Annotated in this window: 19 protein-coding genes and 4 tRNA genes; 15 read left to right on the top strand and 8 right to left on the bottom strand. The window is 61.6% G+C overall.

Annotation, left to right across the window (positions count from 1 at the left end; all coding sequences use genetic code 11):
• Positions 1-121: 121 nt before the first annotated feature.
• Both QD172_RS06775 and cysS read left to right on the top strand, forming a co-directional pair.
• Positions 122-1,801: a glutamine--tRNA ligase/YqeY domain fusion protein gene (locus QD172_RS06775; RefSeq protein ID WP_077374771.1), complete on the top strand. Its 1,680-nt coding sequence runs from the start codon at positions 122-124 to the stop codon at positions 1,799-1,801.
• A 202-nt stretch (positions 1,802-2,003) separates the two neighbouring features.
• Entirely contained in the window at positions 2,004-3,386 is a 1,383-nt protein-coding gene (cysS, locus tag QD172_RS06770) for a cysteine--tRNA ligase (protein ID WP_279855439.1), read from the top strand.
• A 104-nt stretch (positions 3,387-3,490) separates the two neighbouring features.
• On the opposite strand, the gene mtnN is transcribed toward cysS, so the two are convergent.
• From mtnN to QD172_RS06755, 3 genes are all read right to left on the bottom strand, one after another.
• Positions 3,491-4,201 carry a 5'-methylthioadenosine/S-adenosylhomocysteine nucleosidase gene (gene mtnN, locus QD172_RS06765; protein ID WP_279855316.1) on the bottom strand — a complete coding sequence of 237 codons (711 nt, stop codon included), beginning with the start codon at positions 4,199-4,201 and terminating at the stop codon, positions 3,491-3,493.
• Between the two features lie 79 nt (positions 4,202-4,280).
• Positions 4,281-5,150: a bifunctional methylenetetrahydrofolate dehydrogenase/methenyltetrahydrofolate cyclohydrolase FolD gene (gene folD, locus QD172_RS06760; protein WP_279855315.1), complete on the bottom strand. Its 870-nt coding sequence runs from the start codon at positions 5,148-5,150 to the stop codon at positions 4,281-4,283.
• Between the two features lie 276 nt (positions 5,151-5,426).
• Positions 5,427-5,696, bottom strand: a complete 270-nt coding sequence (locus QD172_RS06755) for a hypothetical protein (protein ID WP_279855314.1) — start codon at positions 5,694-5,696, stop codon at positions 5,427-5,429.
• Between the two features lie 131 nt (positions 5,697-5,827).
• On the opposite strand from QD172_RS06755, the gene QD172_RS06750 reads away from it, so the two are divergent.
• The 10 genes from QD172_RS06750 to QD172_RS06705 all read left to right on the top strand — a co-directional run bounded on the left by QD172_RS06750 (position 5,828) and on the right by QD172_RS06705 (position 15,345).
• A tRNA-Pro gene (locus tag QD172_RS06750) sits at positions 5,828-5,904 on the top strand.
• Positions 5,905-5,991: 87 nt separating this feature from the next.
• Positions 5,992-6,068 (top strand) — tRNA-Arg (locus tag QD172_RS06745).
• A gap of 93 nt (positions 6,069-6,161) precedes the next feature.
• Positions 6,162-6,236 (top strand) — tRNA-His (locus QD172_RS06740).
• 68 nt (positions 6,237-6,304) lie between these two features.
• A tRNA-His gene (locus tag QD172_RS06735) sits at positions 6,305-6,379 on the top strand.
• 314 nt (positions 6,380-6,693) lie between these two features.
• Positions 6,694-8,043, top strand: coding sequence for a trigger factor (gene tig / locus QD172_RS06730; RefSeq protein ID WP_077374765.1), 1,350 nt, complete (start codon positions 6,694-6,696; stop codon positions 8,041-8,043).
• 136 nt (positions 8,044-8,179) lie between these two features.
• Positions 8,180-8,800, top strand: a complete 621-nt coding sequence (gene clpP / locus QD172_RS06725) for an ATP-dependent Clp endopeptidase proteolytic subunit ClpP (RefSeq protein ID WP_065392597.1) — start codon at positions 8,180-8,182, stop codon at positions 8,798-8,800.
• 84 nt (positions 8,801-8,884) lie between these two features.
• Positions 8,885-10,177, top strand: a complete 1,293-nt coding sequence (gene clpX, locus QD172_RS06720; RefSeq protein WP_077374762.1) for an ATP-dependent Clp protease ATP-binding subunit ClpX — start codon at positions 8,885-8,887, stop codon at positions 10,175-10,177.
• 234 nt (positions 10,178-10,411) lie between these two features.
• Positions 10,412-12,820 (top strand): endopeptidase La, encoded by a 2,409-nt coding sequence (gene lon / locus QD172_RS06715; RefSeq protein WP_084208104.1) that lies wholly within the window; start codon positions 10,412-10,414, stop codon positions 12,818-12,820.
• 178 nt (positions 12,821-12,998) lie between these two features.
• On the top strand, positions 12,999-13,271 hold the full coding sequence (locus tag QD172_RS06710; RefSeq protein WP_065392603.1) for an HU family DNA-binding protein: 273 nt from the start codon (positions 12,999-13,001) through the stop codon (positions 13,269-13,271).
• Positions 13,272-13,530: 259 nt separating this feature from the next.
• The gene (locus QD172_RS06705; RefSeq protein ID WP_279855313.1) at positions 13,531-15,345 is read left to right on the top strand and encodes a SurA N-terminal domain-containing protein; all 1,815 of its coding nucleotides are present in this window, start codon (positions 13,531-13,533) and stop codon (positions 15,343-15,345) included.
• Between the two features lie 191 nt (positions 15,346-15,536).
• On the opposite strand, the gene QD172_RS06700 is transcribed toward QD172_RS06705, so the two are convergent.
• Positions 15,537-16,493 (bottom strand): LysR family transcriptional regulator, encoded by a 957-nt coding sequence (locus QD172_RS06700; RefSeq protein WP_279855312.1) that lies wholly within the window; start codon positions 16,491-16,493, stop codon positions 15,537-15,539.
• Between the two features lie 263 nt (positions 16,494-16,756).
• Between QD172_RS06700 and QD172_RS06695 the strand changes: the two genes are divergently transcribed.
• The 3 genes from QD172_RS06695 (at position 16,757) to QD172_RS06685 (ending at position 20,755) form a co-directional block, all read left to right on the top strand.
• Positions 16,757-17,755, top strand: coding sequence for an NADP-dependent oxidoreductase (locus QD172_RS06695; RefSeq protein ID WP_077374747.1), 999 nt, complete (start codon positions 16,757-16,759; stop codon positions 17,753-17,755).
• A gap of 380 nt (positions 17,756-18,135) precedes the next feature.
• Positions 18,136-19,287: an iron-containing alcohol dehydrogenase gene (locus tag QD172_RS06690; RefSeq protein ID WP_084208106.1), complete on the top strand. Its 1,152-nt coding sequence runs from the start codon at positions 18,136-18,138 to the stop codon at positions 19,285-19,287.
• Between the two features lie 211 nt (positions 19,288-19,498).
• Positions 19,499-20,755 carry a CobW family GTP-binding protein gene (locus QD172_RS06685; protein WP_279855311.1) on the top strand — a complete coding sequence of 419 codons (1,257 nt, stop codon included), beginning with the start codon at positions 19,499-19,501 and terminating at the stop codon, positions 20,753-20,755.
• 29 nt (positions 20,756-20,784) lie between these two features.
• Here QD172_RS06685 and QD172_RS06680 read toward each other — a convergent pair whose 3' ends face one another.
• The 4 genes from QD172_RS06680 to queC are packed head-to-tail and all read right to left on the bottom strand — an operon-like array spanning position 20,785 to position 23,412.
• Entirely contained in the window at positions 20,785-21,072 is a 288-nt protein-coding gene (locus QD172_RS06680) for a YkgJ family cysteine cluster protein (RefSeq protein WP_084208108.1), read from the bottom strand.
• Positions 21,069-21,968, bottom strand: coding sequence for a 6-carboxytetrahydropterin synthase (locus tag QD172_RS06675; RefSeq protein WP_176493420.1), 900 nt, complete (start codon positions 21,966-21,968; stop codon positions 21,069-21,071). The genes QD172_RS06680 and QD172_RS06675 overlap by 4 nt, the downstream gene beginning before the upstream one ends.
• 8 nt (positions 21,969-21,976) lie before the next feature.
• A complete protein-coding gene (queE, locus tag QD172_RS06670; protein WP_141392331.1) occupies positions 21,977-22,669 on the bottom strand; it encodes a 7-carboxy-7-deazaguanine synthase in 693 nt (230 codons plus the stop codon).
• Positions 22,669-23,412 (bottom strand): 7-cyano-7-deazaguanine synthase QueC, encoded by a 744-nt coding sequence (gene queC, locus QD172_RS06665; protein ID WP_279855310.1) that lies wholly within the window; start codon positions 23,410-23,412, stop codon positions 22,669-22,671. Before queC ends, queE begins: the two co-directional genes overlap by 1 nt.
• Positions 23,413-23,788 lie beyond the last annotated feature (376 nt).

Genomic DNA, 23,788 nt, shown 5'->3' with positions numbered 1-23,788 from the left:
GGGCGGCAGGCCCCGGAGACGCACGCCAGCGCGCGTCACGATCGCCTGCTACCCAGTGCCAGTCCCCGTGACGTCCCGGAACACGACGCCCAAGAACCACACAGAGGTGCAGCGAAACTTCATGAGTACCGAGACCCAGAGCGCCCCGAACTTCGTGTTGAACCAGATCCGCGAAGAACTCGACGCCGGCCGCGCCGAAAAGGTTGTCACGCGTTTCCCGCCGGAACCCAACGGCTTCCTGCACATCGGGCACGCCAAGTCGATCTGTCTGAACTTCGGTCTGGCGCAACAGCTGGGTGGCGACTGTCACCTGCGCTTCGATGACACCAACCCGGCCAAGGAAGAGCAGGCCTATATCGACGCCATCAAGGAAGACGTCGAGTGGTTGGGCTTCGAGTGGGCCGGCAAGGTGCGCTTCGCCTCCGATTATTTTGATCAGCTCTATGCCTGGGCCCAGCACCTGGTGCGCGAAGGCAAGGCCTATGTCGATGACCTCTCACCGGACGAGATCCGTGAATACCGTGGCACGCTCAAGGAGCCGGGACGTCCCAGCCCCTACCGTGAGCGTAGCCCCGAGGAGAATCTCGATCTCCTCGAGCGCATGAAGAAGGGCGAGTTCGGCGAGAGCGAGAAGGTGCTGCGTGCGCGCATCGACATGGCCGCGCCCAACATCAATCTGCGCGACCCGATCCTCTACCGCATCCGTCATGCCAGCCACCATCAGACCGGCGACAAGTGGAAGATCTATCCGTCCTATGATTTCACCCACGGTCAATCCGATGCACTGGAAGGCGTGACGCACTCCATCTGTACGCTGGAGTTTGAAGACCACCGCCCGCTGTACGAGTGGTTCCTCGCCAATCTGCCGGTGCCGAGCACGCCGCGTCAGATCGAGTTCGCGCGTCTGAACCTGGATTACACCGTCACTTCCAAGCGCAAGCTGAAGCTGCTGGTGGATGAAGGCGTGGTCGATGGCTGGGATGATCCGCGCATGCCGACCATCTCCGGCATGCGTCGTCGTGGCTATACCGCGGCTTCCATCCGCAAGTTCTGCGACATGATCGGCGTGAGCCGTGCTGACGGCGGCATGGTCGAGATCGGCATGCTGCACCACGCCATTCGCTCGGACCTGGAAGACAACGCGCTGCGTGCCATGTGCGTGCTCAACCCGCTCAAGGTGGTGCTGACCAACCTGCCGGAAGGCCATGAGGAAGTGTTCGAGGTCCCCGGCCATCCGGCGCGTGATGACATGGGCACGCGTCAGATTCCGCTGACCCGTGAGCTGTGGATCGACGCGGATGACTTCATGGAAGACGCGCCGAAGAAGTTCTTCCGTCTCGCGCCCGAGAAGGAAGTGCGTCTGCGCAACGGTTACGTCATCCGCTGTGATGAAGTGATCAAGGATGACGCCGGCGAGATCGTCGAGCTGCGGTGCAGTGTCGACCTCGATACCCTCGGCAAGAACCCGGAAGGCCGCAAGGTCAAGGGTGTCATCCACTGGGTCAGCGCCGAGCATGCAGTGCCGGTCGAGGTGCGTCAGTACGAGAATCTGTTCCTGGAAGCCGAGCCGGACCGTGACAAGGATGTCGATTTCCTTGAGCACCTCAATCCGCAGTCGCTGAGCATCGTCAAGGGCTTCGGTGAGCCGAGTCTGCGCGATGCCGCGCCGGAAACGCGCTACCAGTTCGAGCGTATCGGCTACTTCGTGGCGGATCGTCATGACTGCGTCGATGGCGCGCTGGTCTTCAACCGCACCGTCAGCCTTAAGGACGGTTGGGCCAAGGCACAGAAGAAGGGGTGATGGTCGGCGGGCTCCCGCGGGAGCCCTGTCGTCACGCTTTCGTGACCTGCTTCACGGCCCGCAGTCTGATCCTGTACCTTCTGTGACGAAGTTGCATGACCGGCCTGCGGGCCGTTCCATTTTGAAAGGCTGACAGGTGTCTGTCAGCAAAGTAGCCAAGGGCGATGACTGAATGATTCCACTCGAAGATGCCGCGAGCACACTGTCCATCTACAGTACCCTGAGCCGGACCAAGGCACCTTTCGTGCCACTGGAAGGCAACAAGGTGCGCATGTACGTCTGTGGTGTGACGGTCTATGACCTCTGTCACATCGGGCATGCGCGTGTGATGGTGGCCTTCGATGTCATCACGCGCTACCTGCGTGCGCGCGGGTATGACGTCACCTACGTGCGCAACATCACCGACATCGACGACAAGATCCTCAAGCGCGCCGACGAGAATGGCGAGGCCTTCGATGCGCTCACCGAGCGCATGATCCAGGCGATGCATGAAGATGAAGGGCGCCTGGGGATTCTGCGTCCTGACCTCGAGCCGCGTGCCACCGCGCACATCGCTGACATCATCGCGATGACCGAGACGCTGATCGACAAGGGCTATGCCTATGCGGCCAGCAACGGTGATGTCTACTACCGTGTGCGTCGTTTCGAGGGCTACGGCAAGCTCAACAATCGCCAGCTCGATGACATGCAGTCCGGTGCGCGAGTGGAGGTCGAGGAGGCCAAGGAAGACCCGCTCGACTTCGTGCTGTGGAAGGCTGCCAAGCCGGGCGAGGCCAGCTGGCCGTCTCCCTGGGGCGCGGGTCGTCCGGGCTGGCATATCGAGTGTTCCGCGATGTCGACCTGCTGCCTGGGCAACACCTTCGATATCCACGGCGGCGGGCCGGACCTGACCTTCCCGCATCACGAGAACGAGATCGCCCAGTCCGAAGCCGCCACTGGCCAGCAGTATGCCAATGTGTGGATGCATGCCGGCGCGGTGCGTGTCGGGCAGGACAAGATGTCAAAGTCGCTGGGCAACTTCTTCACGATTCGTGATGTGCTGGAGCAGCACAACCCGGAAGTGGTGCGTTATCTGCTGGTGGCCAGCCACTACCGCAGCGCGATCAGCTACGAGGCCAACTCGCTGGATGAAGCGCGTCGTTCGCTGGAGCGCTTCTACAATGCGCTGGAGAACGTCACGCCTGAGCAAGGCGAGGTGTCGGGCGACTGGCGGGCTCGCTTCGTGGCTGCCATGGATGACGACTTCAATACGGCCGGTGCGCTGTCGGTGCTGTTCGAGCTGGCCCGCGAGCTGAACCGTGCCAAGAAGGAGTCACCGCAGCAGGCGCCGGCGCTGGCCTTCGAGCTGACCGCGCTGGGCGGCCTGCTGGGGCTGTTCGGCCAGGACCCGGCGGTCTTCCTCAAGGGCGACACTGCTACATTGTCGTTGTCGGAAGACGAGATCCAGGCGCAGATCGAGGCGCGTGCTGCCGCCAAGAAGGCCAAGGATTTCGCGGGTGCGGACCGCATTCGTGACGAGCTGGCCGCTCAGGGCATCATCCTCAAGGACTCCCGTGAGGGAACGACCTGGGTGCTGGAAGGCTGACGTCACTAGCGTGATGCGATGTCAGCATGAAAAAACCGCCGTCCCGTGAGGGGCGGCGGTTTTTTGTGCGTTGTCGACCAGCACCGCTTTCGAATCGTCTGCGATCAGCTGGCGAGGCGCTTGACCATGGCCTCGACCATGCGCGAGGACTGACGTGCGGCGACTTGCAGGAATTCCTCGAAGGACTGGCTGTTGTTGTCCTTGCCGGCGATGTCGGACAGCGCACGGATGACCACGAATGGCATGTCGTAGACGAAGCAGGTCTGGGCGATGGCGGCGGCTTCCATCTCGGCGGCCAGCATGTCCGGGAAGCGTGAGCGAGTCAGCGCGACCAGTTCCGGGTCGGACATGAAGATGTCGCCGGTGCAGATCAGGCCTTCACGCGCCTTGATCTCTCCCTGGGCCTCGACGCACTCGCGCGCGACCTTGACCAGCTCAGGGGCTGACGGGTAGGCCGCCGGCATCTGCGGCACCTGTCCGTGCTCATAGCCGAAGACCACGGCATCGACATCGTGATGGCGCACTTCGCTGGAGATGACCACATCGCCGATCTCGAGATCAGACGCGAAACCACCGGCCGAGCCGGTATTGATGATGGCATCCGGCTGGTAGCGCTCGATCATCTGGCAGGCACCGACGGCGGCATTGACCTTGCCGATACCGGATTGCAGCAGCACGATCTTCATTCCGTGCAGCTGGCCGACATGGAAGGTAGAGCCGGCGTGGGTGCTGGTGGTGCTGTCTTCCAGGCGCTCGGCGAGAATGGCCACTTCCTCGGCCATGGCGCCGATGATGCCAAGAGTCTTGAGGGTCATGATGCGATCCTGAGTCAGACGCGATGAAGGCCCGTTCATGTCGGGCCTTCATCACGAGCTAGAGAGAAGGGCGAGGGGGTTACTCGGCGGTGAGGCGCGCGTCGTGCAGCTCGGCGGCGGACAGGGTGTTCTCAAGCAGCGAGGCCACGGTCATCGGGCCTACCCCGCCGGGGACCGGCGTGATCCAGCCGGCGCGCTCCGCGGCTGGCGCGAATTCCACATCGCCGACCAGCGAACCGTCCTCGAGACGATTGATGCCCACATCGATGACGATGGCGCCGTCCTTGATCCACTCCCCCTTGACCAGGCCCGGCTTGCCCACGCCGACCACGACCAGATCCGCCTGGCGGACCTTGCTCTCAAGGTCCTTGGTGAAGCGGTGGCAGACGGTGGTGGTGCAGCCAGCCAGCATCAGCTCCAGCGCCATCGGACGGCCGACGATGTTGGACGCGCCGACGATGGTGGCGTCCATGCCGCGCACCTGCAGGCCGCTCTCGGACAGCAGCGTCATGATGCCCTTGGGCGTGCAGGGACGCATCACCGGCAGGCGCTGTGCCAGACGACCGAGGTTGTAGGGATGGAAACCATCCACATCCTTGTCGGTGCGGATCCGTTCGAGGATCGGGCGTGAGTCGAGGTGCTCCGGCAGCGGCAGCTGGACCAGGATGCCATCAATGCTGGCATCGTCATTCAGCGAGTCGACCAGGGCTTCAAGTTCCTGTTGGGTCGTGTCAGCAGGTAGACGGTGCTGGGTGGAGAGGATGCCTGCCTTCTCGCAAGCGCGGTGCTTGTTGCGGACATAGACCTCGGATGCCGCGTCTTCGCCGACCAGCACGACGGCAAGCCCCGGGATTCGTTCACCGGCATCGCGGCGCGCTTCGACCTGGCGGCCGACCTGTTGGCGTACGCGTTCGGCAATGGCCTTGCCATCAATCAGTTGTGCTGCCATCAGCGATCATTCCTTCTCATAGGCAAAAATGCAGGAGGGGAGAAACCGGGGACAATTTTCGCATGCCCTGTCTGGCAGTCAACGCCGAATGACGACCTTGGTCGAAAGCAGGTGCAAGTATCGCCTCTTTTGGAGGCGTCTCGTGGGCAGGCAGCGGTGCTGATTGCCCACGAGTCTGGAACTCGACGTCGTGAGACCACAGCTGTCGGTTCTCTCAGCCAGTTCTCTCAGCCAGTTCTCTCTGTCAGACCTTTCTGTCAGTTTTCCAAGGATTCGTCAGACGAGGCGTTCGCGAGATGCCTGATCGAAGAAGAGAAATAGAAAGAGAAAAAGAAAGAGAAAAAGAAAGAGGTAGAGGTAGAAAGGGCGATCGACGTGATCAGCTTCGAGGAGAAGGAGAAGCTCAGACCCGATGGTCGGGCCACGGATGCCGCTCAGTGGAAGTGAGTCGTCACTGATCTCGCCCGGTGCCAGGATAGGGGGCGAGAGTGAGGTGCCCGTATGGAGGTGGTAGCGCACCCCGCGTGTATCACTGGATGCTGACATGACAGTGGCGTGACAGCAGGAAGGGAAACGATTCTTTTGGAAAGAATTCACGTAAGGGCTTGACCGCAGACGAAAGTTCGGTAGAATACGCCTCGCATCGACGGGGTTCGACGGTCGGTTGAAGACGGTTTCGGGATATAGCGCAGTCTGGTAGCGCGCCTGCTTTGGGAGCAGGATGTCGGGGGTTCGAATCCCTCTATCCCGACCATTTGAATGCAGCACCTCGCAAGACTTCGGTCTTTCGAGACACGCATTCAAGGCTTTGTCCGGAGGTTGACTCGCAACATCAGTTTCTGCGCCTATAGCTCAACCGGATAGAGCAACGGCCTTCTAAGCCGTAGGTTGCAGGTTCGAGTCCTGCTGGGCGTGCCATCACGATAACGATTGTTGTCATGATGGGAATCGGATTGCTCTTCATTGAGCCTGATGATGGCGACCAGACGATGTGAAGGTGTTCATGCAGTGGTGGGTGTAGCTCAGTGGTAGAGCCCCGGATTGTGACTCCGGTGGTCGTGGGTTCGAACCCCATCATCCACCCCATTGCATGTCAGCTTGAGCAGTATCAACGAGATGGAGACGGCAGGCTTTCTGTCCAATCTCCAGAAGTGGTGGGTGTAGCTCAGTGGTAGAGCCCCGGATTGTGACTCCGGTGGTCGTGGGTTCGAACCCCATCATCCACCCCACGTCTCGATGAATATCAGGATGCTGCCTGTCCCGCTTGGGCGGGCGGCATGCCGCAAAAGGGGGAGAAGGCCAATGGCTTTCTCCCCCTTTTTTCGTGTTTTTTCGCACTGCTTCGTCTGCGATCTGACCGGGTTGACGGGCGCTCCATGCGCCTGTCAGGCGGGAGGACGGAGCAGAAAAAGGCCTGGCTCCTTGAATATCTTGGACCAAGGCACCATATGGCAGGTCATATCCGCGCTTGCCAGCGCGTGGCGGGGTTTCTACAATCTTCGCCTTTATGATTCGAACGCCACCAGTGGGTAGAGGAACTTTCATGCAAGCTTCTGTCGCAACGACTTCTCCGATCGAGCGCAAGGTCACCATCACGGTGCCGGCTTCTGAAGTCGACCAGGCCGTCAACGCCCGTCTTCTGGAAACCGCCAAGACCGTTCGTCTGAACGGCTTCCGCAAGGGCCACGTGCCGATGGCAGTGGTGCAACAGCGTTACGGCAAGGACGTGCGCAACGAGATCGTTGGCGAGATCATGCGCCAGCATTACGTGACCGCCGTCACCGAAAACGAACTGAACCCGGCTGGCTGGCCGAAGATCGATGCCACCGTCGATGAAGCCGGCAAGGATCTGGAGTTCGTCGCGACTCTGGAAATCTACCCGGAAATCGAACTGAAGCCGATCGAAGGCGCTGAAATCGAGCGTCCGCAGGCCGAAGTGACCGACGCAGACGTCGAAGAGATGATCGAGACCCTGCGCAAGCAGAATGCCTCCTGGACCGACGTCGAGCGCGCAGCCGCTGACGGCGACCAGGTCAAGATCGATTTCGAAGGCTTCCTCGGTGAAGAAGCCTTCGAAGGCGGCAGCGCTGAAGGCCACGAGCTGGTGCTGGGTTCCAACAGCTTCATCCCGGGCTTCGAAGAACAGCTGGTCGGTGCTTCTGCTGGCGACGACAAGGAAATCAAGGTTTCCTTCCCGGCTGACTACCAGGCCGAGCACCTCGCCGGTCAGGAAGCGACCTTCAAGGTCAAGGTCCACGCCGTCAAGGCTCAGGAACTGCCGGAAGTGAACGAAGAGTTCATCGCCCAGTTCGGCCTGGAAGCTGCCGATGTCGAAAGCTTCAAGGTGGAAGTGAAGAAGAACATGCAGCGCGAGCTGAAGAACGCGATCGAGAATCGCGTCAAGCAGCAGGTGCTGGCTGAGCTGACCAAGGCCAATGACATCCTCGTTCCGCAGGCACTGGCGGATCAGGAAATCGACGGCCTGAAGCGTCAGGCAGCACAGCAGTTCGGTCTGGGCGAAGACTTCGACGTCTCCCAGCTGCCGGGTGAGCTGTTCCAGGACCAGGCCGTACAGCGCGTCAAGACTGGCCTGCTGCTCAGCGAAGTCGTCAGCAGCAACGAGATGGACGTCAGCGACGAAGAGCTCAACGCTCGCGTTGAAGAAATGGCCCAGCAGTATCAGGATCCGGCTCAGGTCACCGAGTACTATGGTTCCAACGAACAGGCTCGCAACCAGCTCAAGTCCGTCCTGCTCGAAGAGAAGGCCGTTGACAAGCTGCTGACACAGGCTCAGGTTAAGGACGTTACCATGTCCTACCAGGAAGCCCTGCAGGCAGCACAGCAGCAGGAAGAAGCCGAAGAAGAAGCGGCAGAAGCAGAAGAGCAGGCCTGATACCTGTCTGCTGACCTAGCGTGCTGACTTTCTGCATGTGATTCCAGGACCCGGCTACGGCCGGGTCTCTGGTCAGTGGGCAGGGTAAAGTGGCATGCTCAATGGATATCAATGTCATCGGATGAAGGAAGCCCCCATGAACGACTTCGACATCAAGAATGCAGGCGGTCTGGTTCCGATGGTTGTCGAGCAGAATGCTCGCGGCGAACGGGCCTATGACATCTATTCCCGCCTGCTGAAGGAACGGGTGATCTTCCTTGTGGGCCCGGTTGAGGATTACATGGCCAATCTGGTCGTGGCTCAGCTGTTGTTCCTCGAGTCTGAAAACCCGGACAAGGACATCCATCTGTACATCAACTCGCCGGGTGGCTCCGTGACTGCAGGGATGGCGATCTACGACACCATGCAGTTCATCAAGCCCGACGTGTCCACCGTATGCATCGGCCAGGCGGCCAGCATGGGGGCACTGTTGCTGGCAGGCGGTGCCGCTGACAAGCGTTACGCGCTGCCCAATTCTCGTGTGATGATTCACCAGCCGCTGGGTGGCTACCAGGGCCAGGCAACGGACATCGAGATCCACACCAAGGAAATCCTGACCATTCGCGAGAAGCTGAACCGCATTCTCGCGCACCATACGGGTCAGGACTTCGACACCATCGCCAACGATACGGACCGTGACAACTTCATGGCCGCCAATCAGGCGATGGAGTACGGCCTGATCGACGCCGTGCTGGAACGCCGTCCGGACGTGGAATGATCCACGCACACGGCTGACCTGACGTCGGTAAACATGCATTTCCGGTGACTCCCCGGGGAGTCACCGCCATTGAGAGGTACGCGAATGGCTGACGGCAAAGGCAAGGACGAGAACGGCAAACTGCTGTACTGCTCCTTCTGTGGCAAGAATCAGAATGAAGTGCGCAAGCTGATCGCGGGACCTTCCGTCTACATCTGCGACGAATGTGTCGATCTGTGCAATGACATCATTCGCGAAGAGGTCCTCGAAGCCGACGCCGAAGGTGATGATGATCGCCTGCCGGCGCCGCGTGAGATTCGCTCGACTCTCGACGACTACGTGATCGGTCAGGACCGCGCCAAGCGCGTGTTGTCCGTCGCGGTGTACAACCACTACAAGCGTCTGCGTGCCGGTCAGAAGGCAGCGGACGAAGTGGAGCTGGGCAAGTCCAACATTCTGCTCATCGGCCCGACCGGTAGCGGCAAGACGCTGCTGGCCGAGACGCTGGCACGCCTGTTGAACGTTCCCTTCACCATCGCGGATGCGACCACCCTGACCGAAGCGGGTTACGTCGGTGAGGATGTCGAGAACATCATCCAGAAGCTGTTGCAGAAGTGCGATTACGATGTCGAGAAGGCCGAACGCGGCATTGTCTACATCGATGAGATCGACAAGATCTCCCGCAAGTCTGACAACCCTTCCATCACCCGTGATGTCTCGGGTGAAGGTGTGCAGCAGGCACTGCTGAAGCTGATCGAGGGCACCACTGCCTCGGTGCCGCCGCAGGGCGGGCGCAAGCATCCTCAGCAGGAGTTCCTGCAGGTCAACACGGCCAACATCCTGTTCATCGTCGGCGGTGCATTCGCCGGTCTGGACAAGGTGATCCGTGAGCGCGCCGAGAAGGGGGGCATCGGCTTCAATGCCGAGGTCAAGAGCAAGCAGGACGAGAAGACGGTTGGTCGCGTACTGGCGGATGTCGAGCCGAGCGATCTGGTCAAGTTCGGTCTCATCCCCGAGTTCGTCGGGCGTCTGCCGGTCATCGCGACATTGACCGAGCTGGACGAGGACGCGCTGGTACAGATCCTGACCGAGCCGAAGAACTCGCTGGTCAAGCAGTACTCGCGCCTGTTCGAGATGGAGGATGTCGAGCTGGACCTGCGTGAAGACGCACTGCGTGCCGTGGCTCGCAAGGCCATCGAGCGTCGTACCGGCGCACGTGGTCTGCGCTCGATTCTCGAGGGCGTGCTGCTTGATACCATGTATGACATTCCCTCAGAAGAGAATGTCAGCAAGGTGGTAGTGGATGAGTCAGTGATTGCCGGCGACAGCAAGCCGCTGCTGATCTACTCCCAGAGCGAAGAGAAGAGTCAGGGCAAGGTGGCCGGCAAGGACGGCTGAAGCGTCCAGGCCTGAGTCGCACCAACGGGGGGCCGCAAGGCCCCCCGTTGCGTTTGCCTTCGTCACTCGCCTCTCTGGCAATGTTCCTCATGACTCGCGTGCGGCTTCATTCAGCGTTGAGTTACCGCCCATGCGTCTCAGGATCATTGCAAAATCATGACCTTGCCCCCATGGTCTCTGTATCAGAGAGCCGTGTGAGGCGGCCCACCCACAGAATACCGAGGAACGTCTGCCATGGAGCAGAACGATGATCAGACCCTGACACTTCCGCTGCTGCCGCTGCGGGATGTGGTGGTCTATCCCCAGATGGTGATTCCGCTGTTCGTCGGCCGGGAAAAGTCGATCCAGGCCCTCGAAGTGGCCATGGAAGGCGACAAGAAGATCCTGCTTGCGGCACAACGTGAAGCCAGCCAGGACGACCCGACTGCCGAGGATCTCTTCGCGATCGGGACCGTCGCCGACATCATGCAGTTGCTCAAGCTCCCCGATGGCACCGTCAAGGTGCTCATCGAGGGCAGCTCACGCGCCGATATCCAGGCGATTCGTCTGCATGACGACGGTCACAGCATCGCCGATGTCGTGCTGCGTGACAGTCAGCCGCTGTCCGAGCGCGAGCAGGAGACCCTGGTACGCGTTCTGCTCAACCAGTTCGAGCAGTACGTCAAGCTGTCCAAAAAGGTGCCCAATGAAGTGCTGGGCAGCCTGCAGGGCATCGAGGACCCGAGTCGCCTGGTGGATACCATCAGTGCCCACCTGTCACTGGGCATCGATGACAAGCAGGCGCTGCTCGAGATGGACAAGGTGCGCGACCGCATCGAGCACCTGATGACGCTGATCGAAGCCGAGATCGACCTGCTGCAGGTCGAGAAGCGCATTCGTACTCGCGTCAAGGAGCAGATGGAGAAGTCGCAGCGCGAGTACTATCTCAACGAGCAGATGAAGGCCATCCAGAAGGAAATGGGTGAGCTGGATGACGTGCCCAATGAGGTCGAGCAGTATGAGCGTCGCATCAAGGACGCCGGCATGCCCAAGGACGCCGAGGAAAAGGCCAATCAGGAGCTCAACAAGCTCAAGATGATGGGCCCGACGTCCGCCGAGGCGACGGTGGTGCGGACTTACCTGGACTGGCTGTGCGACGTGCCGTGGAAGAAGCGCACCCGCGTGCGTCACGACATTGATCACGCCGCCAGGGTGCTCGATGAGGACCATTACGGTCTCGACGAGGTCAAGGAACGCATCCTCGAGTATCTCGCCGTGCAGAAGCGCGTCAAGAAGCTCAAGGGGCCGGTGCTGTGTCTGGTAGGACCGCCGGGTGTCGGCAAGACGTCGTTGGGCAAGTCCATCGCTCGCGCCACCAATCGCCAGTACACTCGCATGGCGCTGGGTGGCGTGCGGGATGAATCCGAGATCCGTGGCCACCGTCGCACCTACATCGGCGCCTTGCCGGGCAAGATCATCCAGCGCATGACCAAGACCGGCGTCAAGAATCCGCTGGTGCTGCTCGACGAGATCGACAAGCTGGGCATGGATCACCGTGGTGATCCGGCCTCGGCGCTGCTTGAGGTGCTGGACCCGGAGCAGAACGACAAGTTCGCCGATCACTACCTCGAACTGGATTACGATCTGTCCGAGACCCTGTTCATCTGTACCTCGAACTCGATGAACATTCCGGGGCCGCTGCGTGATCGCATGGAGATCATCCGTCTGCCGGGGTACACCGAAGACGAGAAGCTGGCCATCGCGATGCGCTACCTGGCCCCCAAGCAGCTCAAGGCCAATGGCCTGAAGCCGGGCGAGCTGACCTTCAGTGAAGCCTCCGTGCTCGAGCTGATTCGTTACTATTCGCGTGAAGCCGGTGTGCGTGAGCTGGAACGCCAGATCGCCAAGGTCTGCCGCAAGATCGTGCGCGAGCGCGTGGTCGCCGAGGCCAAGGAAGGTGCGCTGTCTTCCATGCACCTCGAGGCCGAGCAGGTCGAGCATTATGCGGGTGTCCGCAAGTACAGCTTCGGTCTCGCGGATGCCGAGGACCAGATCGGGCGCGTGACGGGTCTGGCCTGGACGTCCGTCGGCGGTGAGCTGCTGACCATCGAGTCGGTGGTCACGCCCGGCAAGGGCCGTGTCAGCAAGACGGGCTCGCTGGGCGACGTGATGAAGGAGTCGGTCAGTGCAGCGCATACCGTCGTGCGCGCACGCGCCGAGTCCTTCGGTATCGAGGCTGAACGCTTCGAGAAGGAAGACCTGCACATTCACGTGCCGGAAGGTGCCACGCCGAAGGACGGCCCCAGTGCGGGGGCTGCCATGGTCACCGCGATGGTGTCCGCTTACTGTGGGCGCCCCGTGCGCTGTGATGTGGCGATGACCGGTGAGGTCAACCTGCGTGGCGAAGTCATGCCGATCGGCGGCCTCAAGGAGAAATTGCTGGCAGCGCGACGCGGTGGTATAAAGCTCGTATTGATTCCCGAAGAGAATCGCCGTGATCTCAAGGAGGTCCCGGACACCATCAAGGATGCATTGGACATTCGCCCCGTGCGTTGGATCGATGAAGTTCTTGAGGTGGCTCTGGCGGAAAAGTCTTCAAGTGAGCCGGATGAATCTCGACAGGACGATGCCAGTGGTCGTCAGTCAGTCATCAGTACACATTGATGGATATTTCTGGCCATGCCGTTGTCGAAACGGCGGCGTGGTGCGGTTTTGCGCGTGAGGTTGCTTGACAGTCGTTTGAGGGCGTTGCTATAAACTCCGCTTCGTCGCGATCGCGTTTAGCACCCGTAATTTTCGCGCTGATTTCTGGTAATTTTTTTGCAAATTCAAGGGGTGAAGAGTGAATAAATCCGAGCTGATCGAAGCCATTGCTGCATCTGCCGATATTCCGAAAGCAGCAGCTAGCCGTGCACTCGATGCGATGGTCGACACCGTCACTGATAGCCTGAAGAAAGGTGAGACCGTGGCACTGGTCGGGTTCGGCACCTTTACTGTCAAGGAGCGCGCTGCTCGTACTGGCCGTAACCCGCAGACTGGCGATCCGATCGAAATCAGTGCTGCCAAGGTGCCGAGCTTCAAGGCTGGCAAGGCACTGAAAGACGCCGTCAACTGAGGTCTGCCTGCTCTTGCAGGTACCCGGTGACGTGGTGCCGCCCTGTCAGGACGTCGTTGTCTGTCAGGTCGGCACCAGGAAATCGAAGCGCATCGCCTGGCGATGCGCTTTTTTTGTGACTGATATCATGGGCAATCTGCGGTGACCCTGCTTCTGCCGCTACCAAAGGCACCTGCATCTGTCGGCGTCATGCGTATAATCAACAGTCACTGATTCGCGGCCCTAGAGGCCATTTCCTTCCCTGTAGCTCGAGGCCCGCATGCTGCAACGAATTCGAGACCGGTCGCATGGCTGGGTGGCCAAGACGATCGTTGGCTTTATCGTCGTCACCTTTGCCTTCTTCGGCGTTGAGTCGATCATTGGTGCCTTCACTGGCAGCAGTGATGAGATCGCCAGCGTCAATGGCGACAAGATCAGCCGTCAGTCAGTTGAGACCGAAGTGCAACGTGCCATCCGTTCCGGACAGGTCGCTCCCGAACAGGAGCGTGAGGCACGCAATCAGATCATCACCCAGATGATCGATTCCCGTCTGCTGGACCAGTACGCCGAAGAGGGTGGATTGCACCTCTCAGAACAACAGCTCGATCAACTGATCGTCAGCTTCCCGGAATTCCAGGATGACCAGGGCCGCTTTGACGCCGACGTCTTCCGCAATCGTCTGGCCAGCGCCGGCTACTCGCCGACGTCCTTCCGCGAGCAGTTGCGCAGCGACACCCTGCGTCAGCAGCTGACCGATGGCTTTGCCGCCAGTGCCTTCGTGCTGCCGGGCGAAGAAGAGAAGCTCAGCCAGCTTCAGCGTCAGACGCGCAGTTTCCGTTACGCCACCCTGAGTCAGGCCGACCTCGAGTCGCCGGTCACCCTGAACGAGGATGAGCTGACCGCCTGGTATGACAGCCATCAGGACAACTATCGGCGTCCGGCTCAGGTCAAGCTGGCCTATGTGCTGCTGGATCAGAATGAGCTGGCCGACGGCGGCGAGATCAGTGAGGACACGCTCAAGGCCGAATATGCCGCCAAGCGTGCCGATGCACCGCGCGAGATCGCGCACATCATGGTCGAGAAGGGCGATGATGTGGCGGCTGCGCGTGCCAAGCTCGAAGGCGCACGTGACGCACTCGCCAACGGCGAAGACTTCGCCAAGGTGGCGGCCGAGGTCTCCGAAGACAGCTCCACGGCCGAGGATGGCGGTGAGCTGGGCGTGATCACCCGCGGTATCTTCGGCGAAGACTTCGATGACGCCGCCTTCGCGCTGGATGAAGGGCAGGTCTCGGACATCGTCGATACCGGCGACAGCCTGCACCTGATCAAGGTGACCGGGCTCGATATCGCGCCGTTCGACGAAATGCGTGATGAACTGCTCACCCAGGCGCGCAAGTCAGCCTCGCGTGACACCTTCAATGAGAAGGCGCAGCAGCTCAAGGATGAAAGCTTCGCGGCGGATGATCTGGCCAGCGTTGCCGAGGATCTGGATCTTCCGCTGGAGAAGACCGACTGGGTGGCACAGGACAATGACGACGAACTGCTGTCCGAGCCGGGTGTGATGGCGGCTGCCTTCGATGACGAAGTGCTCAAGGAAGGCTACAACAGCGATGTGATCGAACTCGACGACAGTCGCCGTCTGGTGCTGCGCGTGCTCGAGCAGCGTCCGGCCACGACGCTGGCCCTCGACGAGGTCAAGCAGCAGGTGCAGCGTGAAGCCAAGGCGGACAAGACCGCCAAGGCGCTTGAGGCATTGGCACAGACGCGCATCGAGGCGCTGCGTGAAGGCAAGTCGCTGGAAGGGATCGACTGGCGCGACGCAGACGACGTCAGCCGTCAGGGAGATTCCCAGCTGCCTGAGAATCTGGTCAAGCAGGCCTTCGCGCTGCCGCATCCCGAGGCAGACCAGCCGGTGTATGGCAAGGCAGCCCTCAAGGGCGGCATCGCCCTGATCGCGTTGACCGATGTAGGAGAGGCCGAGCCGGGTGACATGGATCAGTTCCTGTCGCGTCTGGCGATGCGCCTGCAGGCCCAGTCAGCCGTCGAGGGGCTGCAGGAATCCTTGCGCGAGAGTGCCGATATCGAGCGCAAGTGAGCACGGAGCAACGGACGTGAGTATCGTCACGTCTCACTCGAGGCATCGCCTCCCTTGAGAATCACGTCCTGACCTCTGCCACCAGAGACCGCCACCCCATGGGGTGGCGGTCTTTTTTTGGTTCAGTGTCGGGGCAATTTCTGGTGCAGTGTCGAGTCAATCCTGCGCACATCCCCGCTGTCACGACAGTGTCACGGCGTGAGGCGTTGACGCAGCCGATGGGAGAGTTCGCGGTGGCGGGCTTGAATGCCTGTCGAGAGAGATTGACGCAGCCAGCGATGCCCGGCGTCATGATGCAGGCGTTCGTGCCACACCAGCCAGTAGGAGAAGCGGTTGATGGCGATGGGCAGCGGGCGCAGCACCAGCGGTAGCTGATCCAGCATGCTGATGGCCAGGCAGCCCGGAACACATAGCAGCAGATCGCTATGGCCGGTGACACTGAAGGCGGCCAGGAAGTGGGGCTGGCGCATGACGACCTGCCGACTCAAGCCCAGCTCCGCCAGCTTGAGATCCACCGCACCACGCTCATCACCGCCCATGCTGATCAATTGATGGCTGGCGGCGACGAAGTCCTCCAGACTCAATGTCTCCTTCGCTGCCAGCGGGTGGTCCTTGCGCATCACGCAGACGAACTGGTCATCCCCGATCTCGCGCCCATGCACGCCGGCCGGCACCTTGGCGGTGGGCACGCACATCGCAAGCTCCGGCCCCCCTTCCTCCAGCTGTTGTTCGACATTGCCCCCATAGGCCTGGATGTCCAGACGGATGCCGGGCGCCTGGTCATGCAGCGGCGCTATCTGCGGTGCCACGAAGGCGTGCATGCCATAGTCGGTGGTGGCCAGCTGGAAGCGGCGTTGGCTGTCGGCTGGCGAGAATTCGGGGGGTGCCAGCAGTGCGCCCAGCTCCTGGAGCAGCCGCGCGAGAGGCTGTCTGAGCGCCTCGGCACGTGCCGTGGGGCGCAGGCCGCGTTGCGCACGCACGAACAGGGGATCGTCAAAGGCCTCGCGCAGCCGAGCCAGGGTACGTGAAACGGCAGGTTGACTCAGGTTGAGGCGCTCCGCGGCCCGAGACACGCTGCGCGTTTCCAGCAGCGCATGCAGCGCGACCAGCGTGTTGAGGTCATGGCGAGCGAGTTCAGCCAGATGCATGGCGGGAAGTTTCCGGTGGTGAAGAGGCCCCGGACGGGGATGAAGGTGCGTATTTTCAACCACGCATGATATCAGTCTCATGCATACCGGAATTCAGTTTCTGTCATTGGTGTGATATCGGGAGCGCGAGTAATCTGGTGGAACTTCGTCGCCGGGGAACGATTGCGGCGACCTGTCGTCACACGGTCAAGGCCTCGGGCCACCTGCCTGATGACGATTCTGATCACGTGACGTTTGACCAGATCATTCGCAAGGAGTATTTCATGCAGACACGCTATTACACGATCACCGACTATCCGAAAGGCACTCCGGAACGCGACCTGTTCACCTTGCGTGAAGAGGCGCTGAGCGAGCTTGGCGAAGGGGAAGTGCGCATTCGCAACCGCTGGTTGTCCGTCGATCCCTACATGCGTGGCCGCATGAGTGGCGCCAAGACCTATATTGACCCCTTCGAGCTCAATGAGCCGCTGCAGGGTGCGGCAGTCGGTGAGGTGATCGAGTCACGCGACTCTCGCTTCAAGACCGGGGACAAGGTGCGTCACATGGGCGGCTGGCGTGATATCGCGCAGCTGTCTGGCGACCAGGTCGAGCCGCTGCCGAGCATCGACGTGCCGGAGCAGGCCTACCTGGGCGTGCTGGGCATGCCGGGCATGACAGCCTGGACCGGTCTGAACATCATCGCCGAGATGAAAGAGGGCGACAACGTGCTGGTCAGCGCGGCCTCCGGTGCGGTCGGCTCGCTCGCCGTGCAGCTGGCCAAGGCCAAGGGCGGGACTGTCGTCGGCATCGCCGGCAGCCAGGAGAAACTGGATTGGCTGGAGGCGCGCGGCGTCAAGGCGGTCAGCTACAAGGGCAAGGATGCTGAGCAGCTGACGAAAGCGCTCAAGGAGGCCTGCCCGGACGGTTTCGATGTCTACTACGAGAACGTCGGTGGTGACTGCCTGGTGGCGGCGCTCAACAACCTGAACGTCGGTGCACGCATCGCCGTCTGCGGCATGATCTCCAGCTACAACGATACCGAGGTGGCGGCGGGCCCCTCCAATATCTCGATGATCCTGATTCGCCGGGCGCGCATGCAGGGCTTCATCGTCTTTGACCACTGGGACAACTACAGCCGCTTCCTCGAGGAAGTGGGGCCGCAGGTCGCCAAGGGCGATATCGACTACGAAGAGACGGTGGAAGAGGGACTGGAACAGACGCCGGACGCCTTCCTCAAGCTGTTCACAGGCGCCAACAAGGGCAAGATGCTGGTACGTCTGTAACCTGAGACGGCAGCACTGAAGCCCCGAACACCTGACCCCTCGCGTACGCGCGGTGCTCAGGCATTCACGAAAGGCTCGCCACGGCGAGCCTTTCGCGTTGGTGAAAGCCATTCGCGTGGGTGAGTGCCATTCGCTTTGGTGAGAAGCTGTCACGTCGCGATGCGATTGGTGATTCATACGAACCAAAGACGTGCGCACTGTGCTCTACTTTCGTCGTAGATGCTGCTCTAGAATGTGCGCAACATTCGTGGGGTGGTGACGTCTTCATTTCGTTTTCGTGTCACCAGGCCCTCACGCGACACCCTGCGTCAGGTGGCGCCTGATCATGGCGGCGTTCTGCATTGCCGCCGTGCCGCCCCTGACTCTGCGAGGAGAGCATCATGCAGGACTTTACCTATCAGAACCCGACCCGCGTGCACTTTGGTGCCGGCCAGATCGCCAAGGTGCGTGACGAGATTCCCGCCGATGCCCGCGTGCTGGTCACCTATGGGGGTGGCTCCATCAAGAAGAACGGCGTGATGGATCAGGTGGAAGCGGCACTGGAGGGCCATCAGTGGTGGAGCTTCGGCGGCATCGAGCCGAATCCGAGCTATCACACCCTGCTGGAAGCGCTGGAGGTCATCAAGCGCGAGAAGGTCGATTATCTGCTGGCAGTCGGGGGAGGCAGCGTCGCCGATGGCAGCAAGTTCCTCGCGCTGGCCGCCTGTCACGCCGGTGATCCGTGGGAGATTCTCGCCGAAGGCAAGCATCCCGAGACGGCATTGCCGCTGGGAGTGGTGCTGACCCTGCCGGCCACTGGCTCCGAGTCCAACGGCAATGCCGTAGTCACCAATTACGAGACCCACGACAAGCTGCCGATGTTCAGCGAACTGGCCTACCCGCGCTTCGCGGTGCTGGACCCGGCCACCACCCTGACCCTGCCGGAGCGCCAGAGCGTCAACGGTGTCGTCGATGCCTTCGTGCACGTCAGCGAGCAGTATTTGACCTACCCGGTCAACGCGCCGGTCCAGGATCGCTTCTCCGAGGGTCTGTTGCTGACCTTGATCGAGGAAGGCCCCAAGGTACTGAGCCAGCCGGATGACCTGGCCGTGCGCGCCAACATCATGTGGGCCGCCAACCTGGGCCTCAACGGGCTGATCGGGCGTGGTGTGCCGCAGGACTGGGCCACGCACATGATCGGTCACGAGATCACCGCACTGCACGGTGTCGATCATGGCCGCACCCTGACCATCGTGATGCCGGCACTGTGGGAAGAAATGTTCGAGGCCAAGCGTGCCAAGCTGGCGCAGTATGGTCGTCGTGTCTGGGGGCTGGACGGTGATGACGAAAGCGTCGCCCGCGCTGCCATTGACAAGACGCGTGAATTCTTCACCCGCATGGGCGCGCCGGTATCGTTGAGCGAAGCCGGCATCGGTGCCGACAGCATCGACCAGCTGGTCGACAACCTGGCACGTCATGGCTTCACTGCCATCGGCGAGCACGGTGACATCACGCCGGACGTGGCGCGTCGTATCCTGACCCGCGCTGCCTGATCACGCACGTCAGTCAGGGCGCAAGGCAAGCCTGAAACCCCTCGTCACCTCTGGTGGCGAGGGGTTTTGCGTATGTCCCCTTGGCGGCGGCTTGCCGATTGCCGGATTGCGTCATGTTGCAAGGCAGGATTCGCTTCACGAGACGTCGTCGCTGGGTTTATTTTGTTACTCTATAACCTTTTGCACGCCTTCATCCTGCGGAGAATTCAGCATGTCTCTGGCTTCACGCGGCGCCGATACCGGCGACGCCTCGACGGATTTAGCACGTCACACGCGGATACCGGTGCATCTGATCACCGGCTTTCTGGGAACCGGCAAGAGCAGCTTCATCCAGGCACTGGTCGCGGCCAAGCCGGCGGATGAGCATTGGGCGATCCTGGTCAATGAATTCGGGCAGGTAGGCATCGATCAGGCACTGTTTGCCGGACGCGAGGATGTCAGCGTCAAGGGGCTGCCCGGCGGGTGCCTGTGCTGTCAGCTGGCCTTCGTGCTGCATGCGGGACTGGTCAGCCTGATCCATCAGACCCGTCCTGATCGTCTGATCATCGAGCCCTCGGGGCTGGGGCATCCCGCAGGGTTGATCGATGTACTGCGCAGTGAAGGGCTGGCCTCCGCGCTTGAGCTCGAGGAAGTCATCACCCTGCTGGACCCGCGTGCACTGGACGATACCCGTACGCGTGAGCATGGCACTTTCCAGGATCAGCTGACGCTGGCGGGGGGCGTGGTGCTCAGCAAGCGGGATCTGGCGACTGATGAGCAGCTGGCGGCCGCGCATGAGTTTCTGGAAGGGATGTGGCCGCGCAAGCGCTGGGTGGGTGAGCTGGGCAGAGCCGACGGCGAAAGTCAGCCGGCCCAGGCACGCATGGACGGTCAGGAGGTCGCGCTGATCGATTGGCTGCTGCCAGCAGGGCGTGAATCCCATCGCCAGGGCGGCTTGCACGCCAGCGACGCCCATCACGTCAGCGAAGATCGTGAGAACCAGCCCGAGATCAGCATGCCGGCTGCCCATCGCGCTGCGCGGGATAGGGCGCGTCTGGCGCAGGAGACTTCCACCAGTGAAAAGACGTCAGCCTCAGGCGTGATGCCATTGCCCGGCGCACCGGTGATCGAGCAGGCCGAAGGGCTTGAGCATGCCAGTCTGGGATGGCGAATCGTGGCGGGCGAGGTGTTCGATCTTGATCAGCTGACCCGGTGGCTGGATGGACTGCCGCGCGACTGGCGGGTGAAGGGCATCTTTCACACGACGGAAGGCTGGCGCAGCTATAACCGTGCCAAGGGACGAGCCGAACTTGCGCCTTCCAGCTGGCGCGAGGACTCACGACTCGAGTTGATCGCGCCGCTGGAGCAGCAGGGGCAGGAGGGGATGGCGACTGCGTTGCCGCTGGCGGATTCCCGTCAGCTGAATGCCGCCTTGCTGGCCTGTCGCAGCGAGGGTGCCGCCAGGCCCTTCAATTTCTTCGGCGAGTGAGCTGAGATCTATCCCTCAGGGGGCGTCTCTCACGTCAGGCGCTCCCACTCGCCGATCAGGCGCAGGGCCTCTTCGCTTGAATTGCCACACAGCTCGATATCGAAGTCGAAGTTGCCACACACGGCCGGTCGTTGTGGCGTTCCGAACAGCTTGCACAGATTCTCGTCATCCAATTGCACGCAGCGCACGCCTGCCGGCTTGCCATTGGGCATGCCGGGAATCGGGCTCGAGATGGAAGGCGCGATGCAGCACCCCCCGCAGCCGGCGCGGCAGCCGGATGCGGGAGTGGCCGCGAAGTGGTGGGCGGTCTGCGTCATGATGTGGCGGGCATTTCCTCATGCTCAGGCAGCACCAGCGGCTGGCGGGCGGTCTCTGGCGTGTGCCGCGCGATGGCGCCCTTGTTGATCCCTTCATAGGCTTCGACGCGAATGCTGTCACCGCTGTCGAGAGCGATCTGGCGCGCCAGCCAGTCGGCGATCCACTCGATGGTGGTCGGTGTCGGCAGCAACCAGACCTGCTTGCGCGGCAGGCGAATGCGGAATCTGCCCTGCGGTGCCTCATAGCTGAACACCAGCTCACGGCCGGGACGGTCGATCAGATCGCCTTCTTCGGCCAGGTAGCGGTCATTGAGCTTCTCGGCCCACTCGGCTTCCAGTGCCGTGTCACGCACGCCATTGCGTTCGATGACCAGCGGGGAGCGGTGACCATGCGCGATACGCTGACAGTTGCCGCTGTGATGACGCAGGCCATGGCTGTAGGTGTAGGCAGCACCCTCGATGCACTCATCGCGCAGGCGCACGCGCAGCGCCTCGACGCGCGGCGGCAGACGGCGCGTCAGCAGCTTCTCGAAGTGGTTGGCCAGCACCAGGGTGGTGACCTCGGCCACCGGCAGCAGGCAGAAGGCCTGGCGCGGGCCGCGCACTTCCATGGCATAGGGCTGGGTGAAGCGCAGACACAGTCCTTCCGGGCAGTCCGTGACGCTCACGCCGTCGGCCTGACTGGGCACGATCAAGGTGTGATCGGCGTCCTGGTCGATCATGCGCTTGGCCCACGGCTTGACGTCGCCGAAGTCGAACAGCATGCCGTCATGGCCGACGGCGCCGTCCAGCTCCAGGTCCAGATGCTGACTGATGCCATGCAGGCCGCGGGTATTGCTCCACACCGAGGCATCCACCGCGGTGAGGGCCCTGACGAACAGGGTCTTGGAAGTCATTGCCGTCATCAATCGATACCACTGATCTTGTGAGTCTGCAGCGATAGCTGCCACTGGGGATTGGCCATGCAGTAACTGACGCACTGGTTCATCGGCGTATCCGTCGCCAGTACCTCGCGATAATGCTCGCGAGCGGCGGCTGGCGCGGGCAGGGCATCCAGGGCGGCGGTATCCAGTGGCTGCAGATAGAAGTGCGCGAAGTCCAGACTGACGAAGCGCTCCGGCAGCGCCTCCGGCTGCGGGTAGACGAGCTTGAGCTCATCGCCGCCGGTGAGGACCAGCTCGCTGGCACCCTTGGGGCTGACGCATAGCCAGTCGATGCCGGCGGGCGGCGCGACGGTGCCGTTGGTCTCCACCGCGATCTCGAAGCCGCGGGCGTGCATCGCGTCCACCAGTTCGCGGTCGAGCTGCAACAGTGGCTCACCGCCGGTGAAGACCACATAGGGCGTGGCGATGCCGGTGTGTTCCGGCCACAGGCTGGCCAGGAAGTCCGCCAGCTCGCTTGCCGTGCGGAACTTGCCGCCATTCTGGCCATTGGTGCCGACGAAATCGGTGTCGCAGAAGCGACAGACCGAGGTGTCGCGATCCTGCTCACGACCACTCCACAGATTGCAGCCCGCAAAGCGGCAGAACACGCTGGCGCGCCCTGCGCGAGCACCTTCGCCCTGCAGGGTGTAGAACGCTTCCTTTACCGTATACATCAGAGAGTGCCTGCGCCCTTGGCCGAATCGGCCGTGTCATACCCGAGCGGATCGCTCAGCCCATGGGCGGCAAAGGCAGCGAGGCGCTCACGGCAGCTGCCGCATTCCCCACAGGCCAGTTCACGGCCTTCATAGCAGGTCCAGGTCTGGGCGTAATCGAGCTGCATGGCGATGCCGGCGGCCAGAATCTCGTCCTTGCTGGCGTGCAGGAAGGGCGCGCGAATCTCCACCGGCGAGAAGTTGGCGATCGCGGCGACGGCATTCATCTTCTCGACGAATTCCGGACGGCAATCCGGGTAGAGCACGTGATCTCCGCCGTGGGCACCATAGAAGCACACGCCAGCCTCGATATTGACGGCCTTGGCGATCGCCAGGGACAGCAGGATCATGTTGCGATTGGGCACCACGGTCGAGGTCATGGAGTCCTCGTCGTAGTCGGCCTTGGGCATCGCCTGGTCACTGTTGGTCAGCGCGGAGTTGTCGATCAGTCCATGGATGGCGCGAATGTCGACGACTTCGTGGGCGACTCCCAATGATTCGCAGACCTGACGTGCGACGTCGAGCTCACGCGAGTGGCGCTGGCCGTAATGGAAGGAGAGGGCGTGTACCTCGAAGCCTTCCTTCAGCGCCTGGTGCAGGACGGTGTAGGAGTCCATGCCACCGGAGTAGATGACGACGGCGCGGGGGCGCTCTGCAGAGGAGGCAGGAGCGGATAAAGCGGAATTCGGGACGTTGAGAGTCATGACGGAGAATTTCTTTGACCGATGGATTCGGCGCCCGGGATCCGGTCCGGGCGAAACGGGCGCCTATCCTACTCTTCCCGCGGTGTTGATGCCACCAGGACGCTTTGAGGCCACCAGGACACTTTGATGCCCACCAGGACACTTTGAGGCCAGCAGGACATTCTGGATGGCCGGGAGGCGCGTACCGCATTGGCTCAGGAAAAGCGTCGAGACATCGCAAGCGTTGATGGGGCGAGAAAATAGCCTTGGTACCTGCCCCATGCCCTGACATAGACTCAGTGTATTAGCGAAAGATTGCAGTAATGGTGAAAGTGCAGGACATGCCGTTGAAGTGAGACATGGCATGTGAAGGACCGGAGGTGAGCTCGATGGCGGT

The organism is Cobetia sp. 10Alg 146 (assembly GCF_029846385.1).
GTDB lineage: Bacteria > Pseudomonadota > Gammaproteobacteria > Pseudomonadales > Halomonadaceae > Cobetia > Cobetia marina.
Note: the sequence above shows the minus strand (reverse complement) of the source record. Positions and strands in the feature narration are given on the sequence as shown.